Source organism: Arthrobacter horti (assembly GCF_030731045.1).
Lineage (GTDB): Bacteria > Actinomycetota > Actinomycetes > Actinomycetales > Micrococcaceae > Arthrobacter_E > Arthrobacter_E nanjingensis.
The window spans coordinates 210,924-227,068 of record NZ_JAVALS010000003.1 but is presented as its reverse complement, the minus strand read 5'-3'; the positions used below and the strand labels follow the sequence as shown (position 1 = coordinate 227,068).

The 16,145-nt window shown below is 68.3% G+C and carries 16 protein-coding genes and 1 tRNA gene; 9 read left to right on the top strand and 8 right to left on the bottom strand.

Annotated elements, in window-relative coordinates; translation table 11 throughout:
* Nucleotides 1-392 precede the first annotated feature (392 nt).
* Both Q9R02_RS07145 and Q9R02_RS07140 read right to left on the bottom strand, forming a co-directional pair.
* Complete coding sequence (locus Q9R02_RS07145) at nt 393-1,022, bottom strand: rhomboid family intramembrane serine protease (RefSeq protein WP_425279225.1); 630 nt, start codon at nt 1,020-1,022, stop codon at nt 393-395.
* A gap of 229 nt (nt 1,023-1,251) precedes the next feature.
* Nucleotides 1,252-1,794, bottom strand: coding sequence for a peptidylprolyl isomerase (locus Q9R02_RS07140; protein ID WP_305995966.1), 543 nt, complete (start codon nt 1,792-1,794; stop codon nt 1,252-1,254).
* A 177-nt stretch (nt 1,795-1,971) separates the two neighbouring features.
* On the opposite strand from Q9R02_RS07140, the gene Q9R02_RS07135 reads away from it, so the two are divergent.
* Entirely contained in the window at nt 1,972-3,027 is a 1,056-nt protein-coding gene (locus tag Q9R02_RS07135) for a hypothetical protein (RefSeq protein WP_305995965.1), read from the top strand.
* A 113-nt stretch (nt 3,028-3,140) separates the two neighbouring features.
* Entirely contained in the window at nt 3,141-3,989 is an 849-nt protein-coding gene (locus Q9R02_RS07130; protein WP_305995964.1) for a glycosyltransferase family 2 protein, read from the top strand.
* A gap of 1 nt (nt 3,990) precedes the next feature.
* Here the strand turns inward: Q9R02_RS07130 and Q9R02_RS07125 are convergent, their stop codons facing one another.
* The 5 genes from Q9R02_RS07125 to Q9R02_RS07105 form a co-directional block, all read right to left on the bottom strand.
* Nucleotides 3,991-4,887: a DMT family transporter gene (locus Q9R02_RS07125; protein WP_305995963.1), complete on the bottom strand. Its 897-nt coding sequence runs from the start codon at nt 4,885-4,887 to the stop codon at nt 3,991-3,993.
* An 82-nt stretch (nt 4,888-4,969) separates the two neighbouring features.
* Nucleotides 4,970-5,036 (bottom strand) — tRNA-Ala (locus tag Q9R02_RS07120).
* Between the two features lie 72 nt (nt 5,037-5,108).
* Complete coding sequence (locus tag Q9R02_RS07115; protein ID WP_305995962.1) at nt 5,109-6,383, bottom strand: hypothetical protein; 1,275 nt, start codon at nt 6,381-6,383, stop codon at nt 5,109-5,111.
* Between the two features lie 62 nt (nt 6,384-6,445).
* A complete protein-coding gene (locus Q9R02_RS07110) occupies nt 6,446-7,561 on the bottom strand; it encodes a tyrosine-type recombinase/integrase (RefSeq protein WP_305995961.1) in 1,116 nt (371 codons plus the stop codon).
* A complete protein-coding gene (locus Q9R02_RS07105) occupies nt 7,558-7,998 on the bottom strand; it encodes a helix-turn-helix domain-containing protein (protein WP_305995960.1) in 441 nt (146 codons plus the stop codon). Before Q9R02_RS07105 ends, Q9R02_RS07110 begins: the two co-directional genes overlap by 4 nt.
* A gap of 209 nt (nt 7,999-8,207) precedes the next feature.
* On the opposite strand from Q9R02_RS07105, the gene Q9R02_RS07100 reads away from it, so the two are divergent.
* The gene (locus Q9R02_RS07100; protein WP_305995959.1) at nt 8,208-8,471 is read left to right on the top strand and encodes a helix-turn-helix domain-containing protein; all 264 of its coding nucleotides are present in this window, start codon (nt 8,208-8,210) and stop codon (nt 8,469-8,471) included.
* A 728-nt stretch (nt 8,472-9,199) separates the two neighbouring features.
* Here Q9R02_RS07100 and Q9R02_RS07095 read toward each other — a convergent pair.
* Complete coding sequence (locus tag Q9R02_RS07095; protein ID WP_305995958.1) at nt 9,200-9,796, bottom strand: hypothetical protein; 597 nt, start codon at nt 9,794-9,796, stop codon at nt 9,200-9,202.
* Nucleotides 9,797-9,929: 133 nt separating this feature from the next.
* Here Q9R02_RS07095 and Q9R02_RS07090 point away from each other — a divergent pair, with 133 nt between their 5' ends.
* The 6 genes from Q9R02_RS07090 (at nt 9,930) to Q9R02_RS07065 (ending at nt 16,129) form a co-directional block, all read left to right on the top strand.
* Nucleotides 9,930-10,130, top strand: a complete 201-nt coding sequence (locus tag Q9R02_RS07090) for a hypothetical protein (RefSeq protein WP_305995957.1) — start codon at nt 9,930-9,932, stop codon at nt 10,128-10,130.
* Nucleotides 10,131-10,244: 114 nt separating this feature from the next.
* Entirely contained in the window at nt 10,245-12,170 is a 1,926-nt protein-coding gene (locus tag Q9R02_RS07085) for a phage/plasmid primase, P4 family (protein WP_305995956.1), read from the top strand.
* Between the two features lie 3 nt (nt 12,171-12,173).
* Nucleotides 12,174-12,446, top strand: coding sequence for a hypothetical protein (locus Q9R02_RS07080; RefSeq protein ID WP_305995955.1), 273 nt, complete (start codon nt 12,174-12,176; stop codon nt 12,444-12,446).
* Nucleotides 12,443-12,811 carry a P-loop NTPase family protein gene (locus tag Q9R02_RS07075; RefSeq protein WP_305995954.1) on the top strand — a complete coding sequence of 123 codons (369 nt, stop codon included), beginning with the start codon at nt 12,443-12,445 and terminating at the stop codon, nt 12,809-12,811. The genes Q9R02_RS07080 and Q9R02_RS07075 overlap by 4 nt, the downstream gene beginning before the upstream one ends.
* 808 nt (nt 12,812-13,619) lie before the next feature.
* Nucleotides 13,620-14,099: a hypothetical protein gene (locus Q9R02_RS07070; RefSeq protein WP_305995953.1), complete on the top strand. Its 480-nt coding sequence runs from the start codon at nt 13,620-13,622 to the stop codon at nt 14,097-14,099.
* Nucleotides 14,084-16,129 (top strand): hypothetical protein, encoded by a 2,046-nt coding sequence (locus tag Q9R02_RS07065; protein ID WP_305995952.1) that lies wholly within the window; start codon nt 14,084-14,086, stop codon nt 16,127-16,129. The genes Q9R02_RS07070 and Q9R02_RS07065 overlap by 16 nt, the downstream gene beginning before the upstream one ends.
* Nucleotides 16,130-16,145 lie beyond the last annotated feature (16 nt).

Genomic DNA, 16,145 nt, shown 5'->3' with positions numbered 1-16,145 from the left:
ATTCAGAGGGCAAAACATACCCATTCCCCGTCCACATGAAGCTCCAAATGTGGATATCTTCTGTGGACATCCCCGTGGATCATGGCCCGGGCCGGCGCAGAGAGATGGCAGGGGATGCTTGTCTCTGCCGTGCGTCCCCCAAATACCCACCCGCCTCATCCACAGTGTGCACAAGGTAATCCCCATGGGTTGTCCACAGCAGTGGATAACCCATGGGGATTACTCCGCCGGAGGCTCCATCCAGGAGAACTTCCGGTGAACTACAGACCTGTAACTTATTAACACTGTGGATAAGCCCTGTGGATCATCGCCGCGGGTGTACGGCCTGCAGGGAAATGACGAGCGCCCGTCCCCAACGGGAACGGGCGCTCGAAGCTCATCGCCGGATCGGATCAGATCACCGTGGAGGCGTCCCTCCATACGGTCAGGAGAGCCAGTGCGATCACGACCACCGCCAGGCCGGCCCATTGCAGGACGGCCGGACGGCGGGTGTGGCCGGAGCCGACCAGGATCCCCGCACACGCTGCTCCGGTGGCCAGACCGCCGAGGTGCGCCTGCCAGGCGATGCCGGGGACCATGAAACCGAAGGCCAGGTTGATCGCCAGCAGGACCCACAGCTGAGTCATGGCGCCACCCATGCGGCGCTGGATCAGGAGAGCGGCACCGAACAGGCCGAAGATGGCGCCGGAGGCGCCGATGACACCCACATTGGATGTCACGGGCGTCAGAAGCATGTAGCCGACGGAGCCTCCGACCGCCGAGATCAGGTACAGGGCCAGGAAACGGGCACGGCCCAGCAACGGCTCCAGCATCTGTCCGAAGATCCAGAGCGTGTACATGTTCAGGCCCAGGTGGAGGATGTTCGACTGGGAATGCAGGAATGCCGAGGTGAGCATCCGCCAGGGCTCATCTACGGCGGCCATATTGGCGAAGGCGAAATTCTGGAAGACGTAGTCGCCGGGGATCGCCAGCTGCAGCACGTACACGGCCACGCAGAGGCCGATGATGCTCCACGTCACCACGGGACGGCCTCGAGCGGCGCGGCCGCCGAAAACGCCACGGGCCCGGGGCGCGGCCGCGCGGGCCTCCCGGACGCAATCGACGCATTGGACCCCGACGGCCGCGGGCCGCTGGCATTCCGGGCACGCCGGCCGTCCACACCTCTGGCATCTCACATAGGAGACGCGATCAGGGTGGCGGGGACAGACGGGGGCCTCTTCGGCCGCCGGGGTTCCAAAACTCATGACCGGATCAGAGCTGCTCGATCTCGATGCTGCTGATGACGACGTCCTCGACGGGGCGGTCGGCCATGCCGGTGCGCACACCCTCGATCGCGTCCACGACCTTCTTGGACTCCTCGTCGGCGACCTCGCCGAAGATGGAGTGCTTGCCGTGCAGCCAGGTGGTGGGGATGGTGGTGATGAAGAACTGGGAACCGTTGGTGCCACGGCCCATGCGGATGCCGGCGTTGGCCATGGCCAGCTTGTAGGGCTCGTTGAAGCTGAGCTCCGGGTGGATCTCATCGTCGAAGTTGTAGCCGGGGCCACCGACGCCACGGCCGAGGGGGTCGCCACCCTGGATCATGAAGTCCTTGATGATGCGGTGGAAGATGGTGCCGTTGTACAGGGGGGTGCCGGTCTTGTCCTCGCCGGTCTCCGGGTGGGTCCAGCTCTTCTCACCCGTGGCGAGACCCACGAAGTTGGCGACCGTCTTGGGAGCGTGGTTGCCGAAGAGGTTGACGACGATGTCGCCCAGGTTGGTGTGAATGGTGGCCTTGGCCGTTGCGATACTCATGGTGTGATTCTCCCATGCGGGTCTCGGCGCACCCTGTGCGTGAGCCGTGGTTCCGCGCGCGGTGAAATCCCCGGGACGCCCATGACGGGTCCCTCGCCGGTGCGGGCCCCCGCGTAATAGGCTGGGGAGCGGACACCATGGAGACACACGCGTTGCGTGCTGATGCTAGGAGGCACCATGAAGAAGACCGTCAATTCCCCGCGGGAACTTGAGCAGAGCGTGACCCAGGGCATCGAACAGGCCCGGGACTGGGCGGCCCCGCGCGTCGAAGCCGCGGTGCATTGGGCCGTGCCGAAGATCCAGCAGGGCATCGAGACCGCGTCCCCCCTCATTCAGGAAGGCCTGAAGAGCGCCGCCAGCAATCTGGCCGACGGCGTCGCCACCGTGACCCCCAGGATCCAGGAGGGCCTCGCCCAGCTGGGCCCCAAGATCCACGACGCCGTGGAGGAGGCCTCTCCGAAGATCCAGGAGGCCCTGGACAAGACCACTCCGGCTCTCGCCATCGCCCGGGACAAGGTGGTGGAGGAATATCTTCCCCTCATCTCGGAGCAGCTCGGCAAGGCCTCGGAGGCCGTCCACCAAGGCCTGGGGAACGCCCCGGAGCAGATCGACGCCGTGGCTCGCCGCATCGCCGAGTCTCCTGTGGTGACGCAGCTCCAGGAACAGGCCGCGGATCTCGGCCACCAGGGCCAGCAGGCCGCCGCGGCCGCGGTGGAGGCCGTCACCCAGGAACTGGCGAAGCCGGAGAAGCGCAAGAAGAAGGGCCTTCTCATCGTCGCGGTGATCGGTGCCGCGGTCGCCGCCGGTGTCGCGGCCTGGAAGGCCGCCCGTCCGGTGGAGGATCCCTGGAAGGTGCCGTCGGAACGTCCGGAGCCCGCCGCGCCGTCGTCGGCCGACGACGGCGCGGTCGCCGCCGTCAAGGAGAAGGCTGAGGAGATCATCGCCGCCGTCAAGGAGACCCCGGCGGAGGTTGCGGACGACGTCGTCGAGGCCGCGGAGGAGACGGAAGAGGCGGCGACCGAGGCCGCGGACGCAGCCGAGGAGGCCGTGGAAGCGGCTCCGGTGAAGGCCGCCGACGTCACCGACAAGGCCAAGGACACCGCCCGCCGCGCCGCCGCCCGGATCCACGAGGCGGCCCAGAAGGCCGGCGACGCCGCCAAGGAAGGCGTCTCCGAAGCCAAACACGTGGCCACGGAGGCCGTCGACAAGGCCGAGGGCTCCGCCAAGGAGTGAATCCAGAACAGCGACTGCCCCGTCCGCCATCCGGCGGGCGGGGCAGTTGCTATGTTTGGAGGAGTCAGAGACTCAAGACACGCGGATCCGCCTGTCTGGAAATCGAGGATTGAGTGAACCGGCCCAGTGTGTCGATCGTGATCCCCGCCTACAACGAGGAAAGCGTCATCCGTCAATGCCTGACGGCAGCCGTGTACCAGAGTTCCCCGGCGCACGAGATCATCGTGGTGGACAACAAGTCCACGGACCGGACGGCGGACATCGTCCGCTCCATGCAGGAGGAGTACCCGGAGTCCCCCATCCGGCTCATCCGGCAGGACGCCGTCCAGGGCCTCATCCCCACACGGAACGCCGGGCTGGATCACGGCACCGGCGAGATCCTGGGCCGGATCGACGCCGACTCCGTCCTGGAACCCGATTGGGTGGAGCAGGTGCAACTGGCCTTCCTGGATCCCGAGGTCCAGGCGGCCACGGGCCCCGTCCTCTACTACGACATGCCGCTGCGCCGCTGGGGGCAGAAGGCCGATGACAAAATGCGCCAGCTCATGCTGCGCCTGGCCCGGCACGAATACCACTTCCTGTTCGGGTCCAATATGGCCCTGCGGAGGAGTGCATGGCACATCATCCGCGCGGAGACCTGCCTGGATGAGAAGGACGAGATGCATGAGGACATCGATTTGTCCCTGCACCTGGCCGAGCACAGCCTGCGGGTCCAGTACGTGCCCACCATGGTCTCCGGCATGTCGGCCCGCCGGCTGGAAGACTCCCCGCGGGACTACAGCTACTACGTGACCCGCTTCGATCGCACCTACAAGGCCCACAACATCCGCAAGATCGCCCTGAAAGCGCCCATGGTGGTGTTCTACTCCGTGTATTTCCCGGCCAAACTCCTCCGGGCCATCCACAGCGTCACCGCCACGGTCCCCGAACGCGGAGGCGTGGACCAGAGCACCGGTCTGTGACCTAGTCGATCTGAGCTTCGAGCAGCGGCGTCCTGTCCCCGCGCTGCCCCACGATGACCACCACCAGGCCCACGAGGATCAGCGCCAGCCCCAGATAGGTCCCGGCAGGCGGAACCTGGTCCAGGAACACCACCGCCAGAATCGCCGCTCCGGGAATCTCCAGCAGTACCAGCGTGGACACCACGAGGGCGCTCAGGTGCCCCACGAGGTGGTTCAAGGAGGTATGGCCCAGCAGCTGTGCCGCCACGGTGATGGCCACGATGCCCAGCCAGCCGTTGAAGGAGAACCCGAGCAGCGGCTGCCCCGAGGCCACGGCCATCACCAGGACCGCAGCGGCGCAGATGCCGTAGCAGATCCCCGTGTAGGCGCCCGTGGTCATGCTCTCCCGGGCTTTGCTCCCGGCCAGGGTGTAGACACCTGCCAGGACACCGCCCAGAATGGCCAGGATGTCGCCCCAGAGCGCGTGCGGGGACGTGCCCAGGTCGAAGCCGGTGATGGCCACGACGCCCAGGAACGAGATTCCCAGGCCCACCAGGACGTGCCAGGAATGCCGGGCTCCACGGAACAGCTGGATGATGGCGATCCAGCCGGACTGCAGGCAGACGAGCGCGGTGGAGGCCGCCACGCTGGTCAGGGAGAGCGAGTAGATGAAGCAGACGAAGTGAAGCGCGAGCGAGAATCCCGCCAGAGCGCTGTAGCCCAGCGCCCTGCGGCCCAGCTGCGCGAACGACTGCGGGCGGCGCACCACCTCGGGCCCGCCCATGACGACGGCGGCGATCGCGTTGCGCCAGAAGGCGATGGCCAGTGCGCCCACCGTGGTCCCTGCCAGGGTGCCGGAGATCAGCGGCCCGGACGCCGAGACTCCCAGAATGCCCAGCGTCGCCACCAGTGCGTTCATACGCCGCCTCCCGCCGTCGTCGTTCCGGGTGACTGCCCCGGACATGACAAAAGGACCGTCCGGAGACGGTCCTTCTGTTCGGTGGAGGCAAGGGGACTCGAACCCCTAACCCCCTGCTTGCAAAGCAAGCGCTAACAGACTGTACCGCCTGGTCAGACATGGTTTCAGATTCCGCCCGGGCGCATCCAGGGCGCACCAGACTTTTTGAGTCGCGCACTGCCTCAGGCATTCGAGCTGCCCGGGGGCTCGATCTTGCCCTTCACAACTGCGCCCACCACGGATACGACCGCGCCCACCACGATCGTGCCGACGACGGGCTTGCCCTTCTCCCAGGCAAGCGAACCGCCCTCTCGCAGGCCGTTCCTCCACTGCTGCAGCTGCACGAGCGCCTCGCGCCACTGGACCGGGTCGATCGACTCCCAATCGACCTCCACCCCGAGCGCGTCGTATACCCTCCTGATGAGGCCTCGCGCCATCTCGATCGAGTCGAGGGCCTTGGGCACGCCCCGTCTGTGGAAGAGCTTGTTCTGATTCGCGGTCCTCGCGGATTCGTCCATGCGCTGCAGCAGAACAGTGATCCCCTCGTCGAGCTGGACCCGGTCGTCCTGCCGCTCGACATCGAGCGTCGCTCGGCGGGCATCGAGCCGGTGCGGTTCGAGCACGGACAGGTAATCCAGTTCCAGGACCGCCAGCTCGTCGAGCGCCGTCACGCAGCGCGCGACGGCCGAGAGCCACACTTGGACCTCGCCCCTGGCCTCGTGCAGCCGCTGGCTGAGGTCGCCGAACCGCTTCTGGGTCGCCAGGTCGTCCGCGATCCCCTGGAGCTTCAGCAGCGCCTTCTCCTGGACCTGCCGCAGCCCGAGCGAGGTGCCGAAGAGGGTCGACCACGTGACGGCGTCGATCTCGCCCTCGGCCTCGAGCCGCCTGCGGGTCGCCCGTATCTGGCGCTCGATGCCGGCGAGGTCGCCGAGGATCTCGTCCTTCTGGCCACGTATCACCTGGTCGAGCTTCTGGTCGAGCGACTCGATCAGTTCGCGCAACTGCGCAGCCTCGTGCTGGCGGGCGGCCTGCGAGAGCGCGCCCGCAGCGCCGGAGAGGAAGCCGGGGTTGGCGACCTGGGCGCGCGCGCTCGTGTCGACCTTGATCCACTTCCTGATGTCGCCGCGGGTCCCGGCAATCGCGTAAGCGACGCCTGGGACGGCGCTGTCGGTCAGGCCGAACTCCTTGATGGCCTCCGCGGATTCGGGCGTCACCTTCAGCCACAGGCTCGACTCCGCGACCGCGTCGGAGACGGTCTTCAGCACGTCGGCTGACGACCGGAGCGCCGGGACGAGCTGGTGGCGGCCGAGCTCGCGCGCCTTCTCGAGCAGGCCCCTGTCGCGGAGGAAAGACTCGACGCCACGCCGGTTCTTGCCGATGACGAGGAAATTCTCGCCATTGCTGACGATCTTGACCTCGGCGGTCGGCTCCAGCTCGTCCTCGGCGTCGTCGTCCATGTCTTGAAGATTATCGGGTCGGGACACGACTCCTTCCCGTTCCGCTGGTTCGCTCGGCTGTGTCATGCGGCCTTCGCGAGCGGGGCGACGAGCTCGTCGATCTTCGTCATGAGCGGACCCAGGCCGGCGGGTGCGAGGTGGCCGTAGCGGTCGAGGGTGATGGACGGACGGGCGTGGCCCATGGCCCGGGAGACGGCCAGGAGGTCCGCCCCGGCCTCGGACAGAGAGATTGCGGCGAACGTGTGGCGCAGCGCGTGAGCGGTATAGCGCGGGATCGCCTCGTCGCAGCCCTGGTTGGCTCGAGCGACGGCGCGAGCCAGCGCTTGGTTCGCATACTGCTCGGCGATGGACGAGTCCTTCTTGCGAGGGCTCGCGAAGAGCCACGCGGTGCTCGGCCGGTCATCGACCAGGGTTTCGAGCCATGGCAGGACCGTCGCCGGGACAGGGAGCATGCGCCGGGAGGCCCGGGTCTTCGTCGTGTCGGTGCCGGCTCCGCCGTTCTTCACCGACAGGACGCCGCCGCGGAGGTCTCCGATGAGCAGCGAGCGGGCCTCGCCGGAGCGCAGGCCCATGAGCCCGAGGACGCCAAGCAGTGCCCGGTCGAAGTCGGTCGAGGCCGCGGCAAGGATGGCCATGAGCTGGGCGGAGGAGTAGGCCGGACGCTCCCGGTGACCGAGGGAGACGACAATGCCCTCAGTGGGGTCTGAGTCGACGAGCCTGTCGCGGATGCCGCGCTTGATCGCGGCTCGGAGGATCTCGACCTGCTTCTTCCGCGACTCGGCGGCGACGCCCGGACGCGCTGACCAGATCTCAACCTCCGTGGTGTCGAGCGTCGAGACGACCCGGTCGCCGAAGGCGCGGCGGACGTGGCCCGCGTGGTTGCGGTCGACCTCCACCGTGCCGGGCGCGCGATCGGCCTTCGCGGCGAGGTGACGGTCGAGCAAGGTTCCCACCGTGACCGAGCCCCGGACTAGCGAACGGGCCTTGGGGCGTCCCATCTGGGCAGCGTCGTCCTGGTACGCCTGAGCCTTCTGGTGCTCCTTGTACGACTGCTTGCGCTGCGGGGCCTCGCGGCCGGTGCCCTCGCGCCAGCGGCGCTGCCAGCGCGGGGCGTTCTTCGCGCGCTTCTCGGCGATCTCGGCCTTGGACAGGCCGGCCCACAGGTCGTGGACGGTCATCGCGCCTCCTTGCTCCTCCGCTCGATCTCCGCCTGGAGCTCAGCAGTGCTGAACGCGGCGAGGACCTGGCGGGCTAGGGCCGCCCTGCCGGCGACGGACGCCTGCGCCTCCTGGTCGGCCTGGAAGGCGGTCGGAGCCTCGTCGGCGCTGGCCTCGGCGAGCAGCTCGGCGGCTCTCTGTCGGTCGTAGGCGCGCAGGACGTCCGGGTGGATCCCGAGCACGGAGGAGAGCTTGACCAGCGTACGATCCGGCGGTACGGCGGCCTTGCCCTTGCCATCCCGGTAGCGGATGCCGCTCAGCGCGATGTGAATGGTACCGACGCTGAGCCCAGTCGCTGCCGCGAGGTCGGCGACCGTGAGACCGGACTTCTTGTAGGCGGCCTTGAGCATCACGGACTCGGCGGGGACGTCGATCTCGGGCGCTTCGGATTCACTCACACACCACAGCCTACTACACGCTTATACCGATCTGCTACCATGACACATGCCAGACTCTTCGGAGCCGAACCGTCAAGGGGCCGCCGCCGAGCGGCCCGCGCCTGAGCGCAGGCGAGTGAAACCGCCGGGGACGGCGTACGGGACCGAGCGCGCCGGACGCGCGCGGGGCATCGGGTCTTCGAGACGAAGACCGAGAGGCGGTCCCAGCAATGACCAGCACCACCCTGACCGGAGCCCTCAGCCAGCTGGCGCGCGAGCACGCGCTGCTCGACGTCAAGGACGCCGCGGTGGCGATCGGCGTGACTCCGTGGTGGGTCCGCCGGCTCATCGCCGACGGAGAGCTGCGCGGCATCAACGTCGGCGGCCACGACAAGGCGGCGCGGTGGCGCGTCGACCCCGAGGACCTGGCTGCGTTCCTGAGGACTCGCGAGAACCGGCCGCGGGACCTGTTCCACGGCCGCCGGAGCGCCTGATAGCCCCGACGACCTTCGGCTCCTTCGGGAGGCGTAGCGAAGCAGGCGATCAGAGAAGGGGCCTCAGCACGTGCTGGGGCTCCTTCTATGTGTCCGGCGGGCCTCAGTGCCGGCGCTGGTCGGACTGATCTGCGGTCGGCAGGCCTCAGGCACCGTCGAGCTGCATCCACGTCGAGGCGCGGCCTCCGGCCGGCCCAGCCAGGTCCTCGCCCGGGCCCTGGTCAGGCAGGTGGGCGCGGGCCGGAGGACAAGCGACGGATCTTGGTTCGGTCGCAAGCAGGGGCGCGGCTGACGGCCGCGCAACGCTCAAGGGAGGGCGGACCGCGCCTCGTTCTCCGGTCATACACATCAAGCTGTGTGGCCGGGTGTGTGACTAGGTGTGTGACCGGGTGTGTGACCACTGTTTTGCCTGGTCAGAAGCGATTCAAAGGATGGAATCAGGTAATAGTCACACACCTGGGGGTCAGAAAACCTATACGCGGGCGCATGCACGCACACGGGGCGAAATTGGAAATGGTGTGTGACTGTGTGACTGAGGGGGTTAGCGGCCTCCGGCCAGGAGGTTCGCAGTCACACATGGTGTGTGACTGCCCTTCCGGGTGTGACTGCCCGCATCACCCGGTCCGCTTCCAGGCCGACCAAGCCCGGCGGCGGCCAAGCCTGGGAGCGGGCCGCGCCACGCCCGACTCGCCCCTTGAGGATCGCAGGCAGAGCCCTCGAGCGGGGAGTCACTCCAGCAGGCCCTGCTTCCGCGCCCGCACAATCCAATTCGTCGCGGTGCGGGTCTGCAGCCCGAGCGCGTCGGCCACCGCCTTGGCCGGCGGCTCCCGAACGACCTCTGCCAAGCGGTAGACGGTGGCAGCGTCCTCCAGTGCAGCCTCGGGACGCGGGTCGGTCGCCTGGGCTGCGACCTCGGGCGCGATGAAGGCGCTGACCCAGACGCTGAGCTTGTCCTGTTCGACCTGGAAGGTGCGCGGGAGGACCCACCGCATGATGCGCAGCGGAGCGATCTCGCGCAGCAGCACGCCGGTGACCTCTGAGCCGTCCGGTGCCTCCACGGTCAGGCTCCGGAGCAGGTAGCAGCCGCGGTCCCGATCGAAGCGCGCCTCGAGCGCCACCTGGACGTCGAGATCGGCCCCGCCTGCTTCACCAGCGCTCTGCGGCAACGTTCGGAAAGGGCCTTCAGCCCTCATCCACTCGGGGCCGACGACGCCCGGGATCAGCTGCACGGCGTCAGGTCCGTCAGGCAGCTTCTGGTCCCAGGTCAGCTGCGGCTGGACCATCCAACCGCGCTGGTCGAGGTCCGTGAGAGGCGTGATCGGCACGTCTACGAGTCTACTTCCCTTCCGTGACATAGACGAGAAATACCACCTTCTGACACAGCCTTCCTTCTGTTGACACCACTAGGAAATCCGCATAGATTGGAGATATTCCCACATGTGACATCAGGAGGAACTAATGACGATCGAGGAGCTGGAACGAGACTTCATCGGCGAGGCCGAGGCGGCCGAGATCGCCCACGAGACCGAGCGGACCTTCCGTCAGCGTCGCTACGACGGCAACGGCCCGGCATACATCAAGAAGGGCAAGACGCCGCTCTACCGCCGCAGCGCCGTCGTCGAGTGGCTGCTCTCCCTCGAGAGGCCCTCCGGCGCGTGAGGACGTTCCGTCTGACGACATGAGAAAAGCCCCGCCGAGGCGGGGCTTCTCAAGCAAATCAACCATCTGGATCGCGAGTTCGCACCTCGCGCCTGACCCTGAAGGGATGCCTCCATGGTATCTGACCCCGACACTCCGATCAACGAGCCGGACGACCCAGCGCCAGTGTTCGATGACGACCTCGATGTGGTCGAGGAGCGCCCCAGCAACCCGCTGGCTGACGTCTTCGACGCGGCCATGAGGCACTTCGCCGCTGCAGGAACCGCTCTCGCCACTTCGAACGAGGTCGTCCGCGTCACCACCGACCTGTACCTCGATGCGTTCGACGGTCGGCTGCCGAGTCCGAGCACAGTCGAGAAGCAGCTGCTGACGATCGTCAACGGCGTGTGCAAGGCCGAGAACTCCAAGACCAAGATCGCGACCGAGAAGCTGCCTCTGCTGAAGTGCCTCGCGAGCCAGCAGATCGCCAAGATCCTGCTGCGCCGCCACGTGATCAAGGAGGTCGTCCCGCACGGCATGAGCGAGACCGCCGGCGTCGGCGTGCTGGCGATCTATCAGGCGGAGGGGCCCGATCGCGGCATCTACCGTCCGGCCGAGTTCAGCGGAGCCTCCAGCATCGAGAGGCTCGTCCAGGAGTACAACCCCTCGATTGACGAGAAGGGCTTCAAGGAGGTCAAGCGCCTCGTGCGACTGTACGCGGAGCGTCGGCCGGAGACCGTCGACCAGGACCTCATCCCGATGGACGACGTGATCTACAACTACGCCACGGACGAGCGGATCGAGTACTCCCCCGACTACGTCTTCCTCGCGAAGTTCCACACGGCCCTTCCCGCCGCGCGGCCGGATCTGCCCGTGATCCACGACGACCGCTGCGAAGGCGGCTTCTGGGACATCGAGTCGTGGACCGAGCAGATGCACCCCAGCGAGGGAATGGCGGACTACATCTGGAAGGTCCGGTGCGCGATGCTCCGCAACCGCGTGAACTGGAAGAAGGCGTTCCTCTTCTACGACCCGCTGGGCTCCACCGGCAAGGGCACGGAGAACGAGCTCATCCGTGGTCTCATCGGCTCCGACAACTGCGTGAGCGTGCCGCTCTCCGACTTCGGCAAGCCCTTCGGTACCGAGCCGCTCGTCGGAGCCCTGGCGAACATCGTCGACGAGCTCGCCGTCGGCGGCTACTACCGCGATCTGTCCGACTTCAAGGCCACCGTCACCCACGACCGGATCACGATCAACCGTAAGCACAAGGAAGCCATCAGCTACAAGCCGAACATGGGCTCGCTGTTCAACCTCAACGAGCACATCGACGCCAGCGACAAGACCGGTTCGCTGCTCCGTCGCTTCGCGCTGATCCCGTTCACTCAGCGCTTCCTCGGAACGACGGACAACGCCTCGATCAAGGAGGACTACATCCTCCGCCGCGAGGTGCGCGAGTACATCGCTTACAAGGTCTTGGTCGACATGCCGAAGTTCTGGGACATCGCGGCCGACGAGCCGCCCCTCATGAAGCAGGCCATGGACGAGTACCGCCTGGAGTCGCAGTCGGTTGCGGCGTGGGCCGACGAGTGCCTCGATCAGTTCGTGGGCAGGATGGTCGCCTTCGCGCAGGCGCACGCGCACTATTACGCCTGGACGAAGGAGCGGAATCCCGCGTCGAAGCCGGTGGATCAGCCACAGTTCACCTTCGACATCAAGCAGCTGCTCGACCCCGACGAGTGGATCGTCCCCGCGGTGACCGGCAAGAACGGCCGCGTGACCGACAAGCAGCTCGTCACCCGTACCTGGATCACCGAGCCCGAGCCGCTGCTCGACGAGTTCCACTACATCGACGCGGTCACGAAATGGCAGCCGCACAAGGCGTATCCGTACAAGGGCGACGACGGGTGGGAGCTCCCCAAGGCCGCGCCGCGGCTGACTCGCGGCTTCGTCCGCCGCGTCGCGTGGGAGTCCTACGAGGCGGGGACCGCCCAGCCGAGCGACACCCCGCCCTGCGCCCTCGACCACACCAACGCCGCCGCGACCACCACCAAGGAGGACTGACCCATGTTCACCACCGAGGCCACCCTGTACGGCGACCGCGTCCCGGGCCACCCGCTCGACGCGGTCCCCTCGGACTGCTGGCGCAAGATCACGCTGCTCTACCCCGACGGCGGCACCGTCTTCTTGGCGTTCGTGCGGCGCGGGCCTGGGACGGAGGACAACTACCGGGAGACGATCCTGCGCACGCAGCTGCGCGCGCCGTCGAACGTGCGGTGCGTTGTCACGCGCGAGGACGGCTCCACGTCCGAGGCCGAGACCTGGGGCGACCCGCTGTGAGCGCCGCCGGCCACGAGCGCCGCGCCGAGGGCCTGCGCTCCTGGGCCGCAGGGATCCTCGCCCAGGAAGCCGCGGTGGAGCTGCTCATCGCGTTCAGCCGCAGCCGCCTGCTCGACGGCCCGTGGGTCCGCGAGGGCGGCGGGGTCGGCTCGTTCTGGTTCGATGAGGACGTCGCCGCGGAGGCGGGCGGGTACCTCAGCGGCGGCGAGAGGCGTGTGCTGGATATCGCGTCCTCGCTCGCCAGCCCTTCGCACCCCCTCGACCTCGGCGACGCCATCACGGGACTCGATCCCGAGGCGCTGCGGTGTGTTCTCGATTCACTCGCGCACGCCGGCGGGATCCACCAGCCGTCCATTCCAGGCTGACCGAGAGCGGGCAGGAACCAAGCCCAGCGAGCAGAGCGAGCACGACATGAGTTCTGATCTCCGCATCCCCACCATCCCGGTCGGGCCTCGTTCAGGTCCCACGTGGGCTTGCGGCGACGCTCTGTGGCGACCCTGCGCGGACCCCGACGAGACCCGAATCAGGCCACGCTCGCGGGCCACATTCGCCCAGGGCTACTTCGGGTCCAGCCTTGGGCTTCGCTCGGGCTCGCCGAGGGCTCGATCACTCCTCGTCGGGACCCGACGGAGACCCGAAGGAGACCCGGTCTTCCTCGGGTCTCGCTCGAGCCATCGGCCGAACCTCCTTCGGCCCCGCTCGAGACCCACGCAGAGCCGGGATGAGACCCAGGGGGACCCGCAAGAGACCCGCTCCACCCCTGGCACCTCTGCTGGTCGCTTTCAGGTCTCCCCCTGGCGTCGACATGGCCCTCACCGGACCTCGCGGAGCCCGGGACGAGACCGGATCGGGCCCCGCGGCGGTCAGCCTCACGGCTCCTGGTCCCTCGTGGCGCAACGAGGCATCGTCCGCAGCGTCGTGGTGCTCGGTCGTGGAGAGGCGTCCGCGCACCTGGCCCGAGCGCCTGCGCGAGGGGTCCATGCCCGGGGGTCCACGGGGGCGGAGCCCCCTGGCCGGCAGCACCCCGAATCGCGCGAAGCGCGGGCGAGCGGAGCGAGATGTTTACGGGGGTGCTTGCTGGCTCCCTGGCCGTACCCCTCTAACTCTGGTAGTATTTCGGTAGTAGCTAAATTGATCGCACATCCATATCGACGACTCGGGAAGGTGAGCCGGATGACGACGAAGAGCGCACCGAAGGTCGTGTCGATCGCGGCTCGCATCACGCTCGAGCAGGCGACGCGTCTGGACGAGGTGCAGGCGATGGAGCCGCCTCTGCGCGGCCGTTCCGCAGCCGTGGGTCGTCTCCTCGACCTGCTCACCGACGACGATCTCGCAGCCTCCGACGCCGCCGAAGGCAAGGAGGGCCTTCCCTCCCTCCGCCCCGACGACGTCGCGGCGGTGCTCGCCGCGCTCGACGAGCGCACCCGCGCCTACTCGGAGCTGTCGAAGCAGGTCCGGGCCGTCGGGCACCTCCTCAACACCCTGACGAAGCTCGGGCACCAGATCGCGAAGTACGGCAGGGCGGGGATGATCCCGACGGCCGCGATCGAGCTCGCGCAACGCCGGCTGGAGCCGGCTCTCGAGCGGATGGCGACGATGGCCGAGCAGGACGCGCACGTGGAGGCGGTGGTCCGAGCATGTCGGCCACGGTGAAGCACATCCCGACGAAGTCCTCGCCCAACCTCGACGACTACCTCGGCCGGGAGAAGGAGGGCAACGACCTCCCGCGTGTGCTCTACGAGGCGGGCCAGCACTGCCGCCCCGAGACGGCCAAGGCGGAGTTCCGCGCGCTGCGCGAGGAGCACGGCCAGCAGGGCGCGATGCGCACAGTCGCGGCCCGGTACGCCGAGCCGGACGATCCCTCCGACGCCACCCACCTCAAGGTCGGGAAGAACTGGCGCGCCGCGAAGCCGAACGAGACGGCGACGCACCTCAGGATCGAGCCGCAGGTGCCGTTCGAGAAGCGCGACGAGGCACACCACTTCATCTACTCCTTCGATCTCGCGACGGTGAACCCCGACGACCCGGACCAGTGCCTGCGGGCGTTCGAGGCCGTGGTCGCCTTCCGCGAGCAGGACACGCCGGGCACCCAGAGCAAGTTCGTCGCGCACGGCGACGCGAAGGGCTCGAAGGCCGCGATCGAGCGCGGCGAAGGCGGGAAGTTCCATGTCCACGAGGCGATGAACGCCGTCGTGCACACCGACATGGTCGTCGAGGGCAGGGAGTTCAAGGCGGGCCAGCGCGTCGCAGGCGCGATTACGCACGTCGACAGCTACCGCGCGCGGTGGGACAGGTTCCTCGAAACCCGCGGCCACGAGTTCGGCCTGGCCCCGCAGGACCGCGCAGTGCTGCCGGAGGTCGGCAGCCCCGAGTACCGTGCCAAGCGCACCACCGACAAGGACTTCTGGTCCCGGGAGCGCGGCGAGATCTCCGACCACGACAGGGCCCGCCGGGGCATCGAGGCGGCGTTCGGCGAGCTCTGGGAGGACCGAGACTCGTTCGCGCTGCTCGCCCCAGAGGATCGCGTGGCACGGCTCGCCGCGGTCGCGAGCACCTCCGGTGACGTCGAGCTGAAGCTGCGCTCCACGCAGAAGGGCGACCGCATCCGGTCGTTCGTGGTGCCCGGCCGCGCGCAGGCGATCGGCAGCACGAAGCTCGGAGACCGGTACTCGAACATCGGCATCGCCGAGCAGCTCGAACTCCTCGCACAGGGCGACTGGAAGCCGCTCGAGCGGCGCTCTGTCGGCCCCGCGAAGGAGGTCCCCGAATTGCCGGACGCGACGATCGCGTCGCTGCAGGAACGGGCCGAGCTGATGGCGCTGGACGAGCAGCAGGAAGCAGAGCTCGACGCGTGGCTCGCGGACCGGGCCGCCGAGGACGGCACAACGGTCGAGGAGCTGTGGGCGGCGCGCGGGATGACCGGCACCGAGCGGGAGCGGCACCTCGCCCACGGCTGGAAGGCGGACTGGGAGACCGCGCAGGCCGAGCGCGAGGCAAGCGCGGCCGCCCTCGCCGAGCAGGCAGCGACGCAGTCACTGGCTCCCGAGGCGCAGAAGCCGTTCGAGCGACGCCGCTTCGAGACGACGACCGCTGACGCCGCGCAGGCGGCTCCGCCGTCCTCGGCGGGCACGACCGCCACGAAGCCGGTCCCGCTGCGGCGCGAGCGCCAGGTCGGCGTGCTCCGCGGCGAGCAGATGAAGGACGCCGAGCTCCTCGCCGTCGTCCGGGCCGAGCGCGAGGACGGCGGGGCCTACGTCGACTTCCAGCTCTCGGCGGCGGACCCGGCGGCGCAGGGCCAGCGCGGCCTCCACCTGCACGCCTCGAGGCAGAAGCGCCTCCGCGACGGCCGCGAGGTCGAGGGCACGAGGACGGTCCAGCAGCTCACGCCGTCGCAATACCGCGAGCTCCGCCAGGCCGCCGGCGACAACGCCGTCGAGGTCGAGGGCAGGGAGGTGCTCGCGGTACGGGGCAACGTGATGCCCGCGACGCGCGGCGGCTACACGGCGAACACGAAGTCGCTGGGCCCGTCGCATCGCGGCCCCATCGGACCCGACGTCCTCGAGAAGCAGCGCGCCTCCGAGGACCTCGCCCGCGAGGCGGAGGCACCACGCGCCTCGGACAAGTTCGCGCAGGCGGTGAGCACATCGAAGAGCCGTGGCGACGGCGACCGCGGGCTGGGCTGACAGGAGTTCCTCGTCG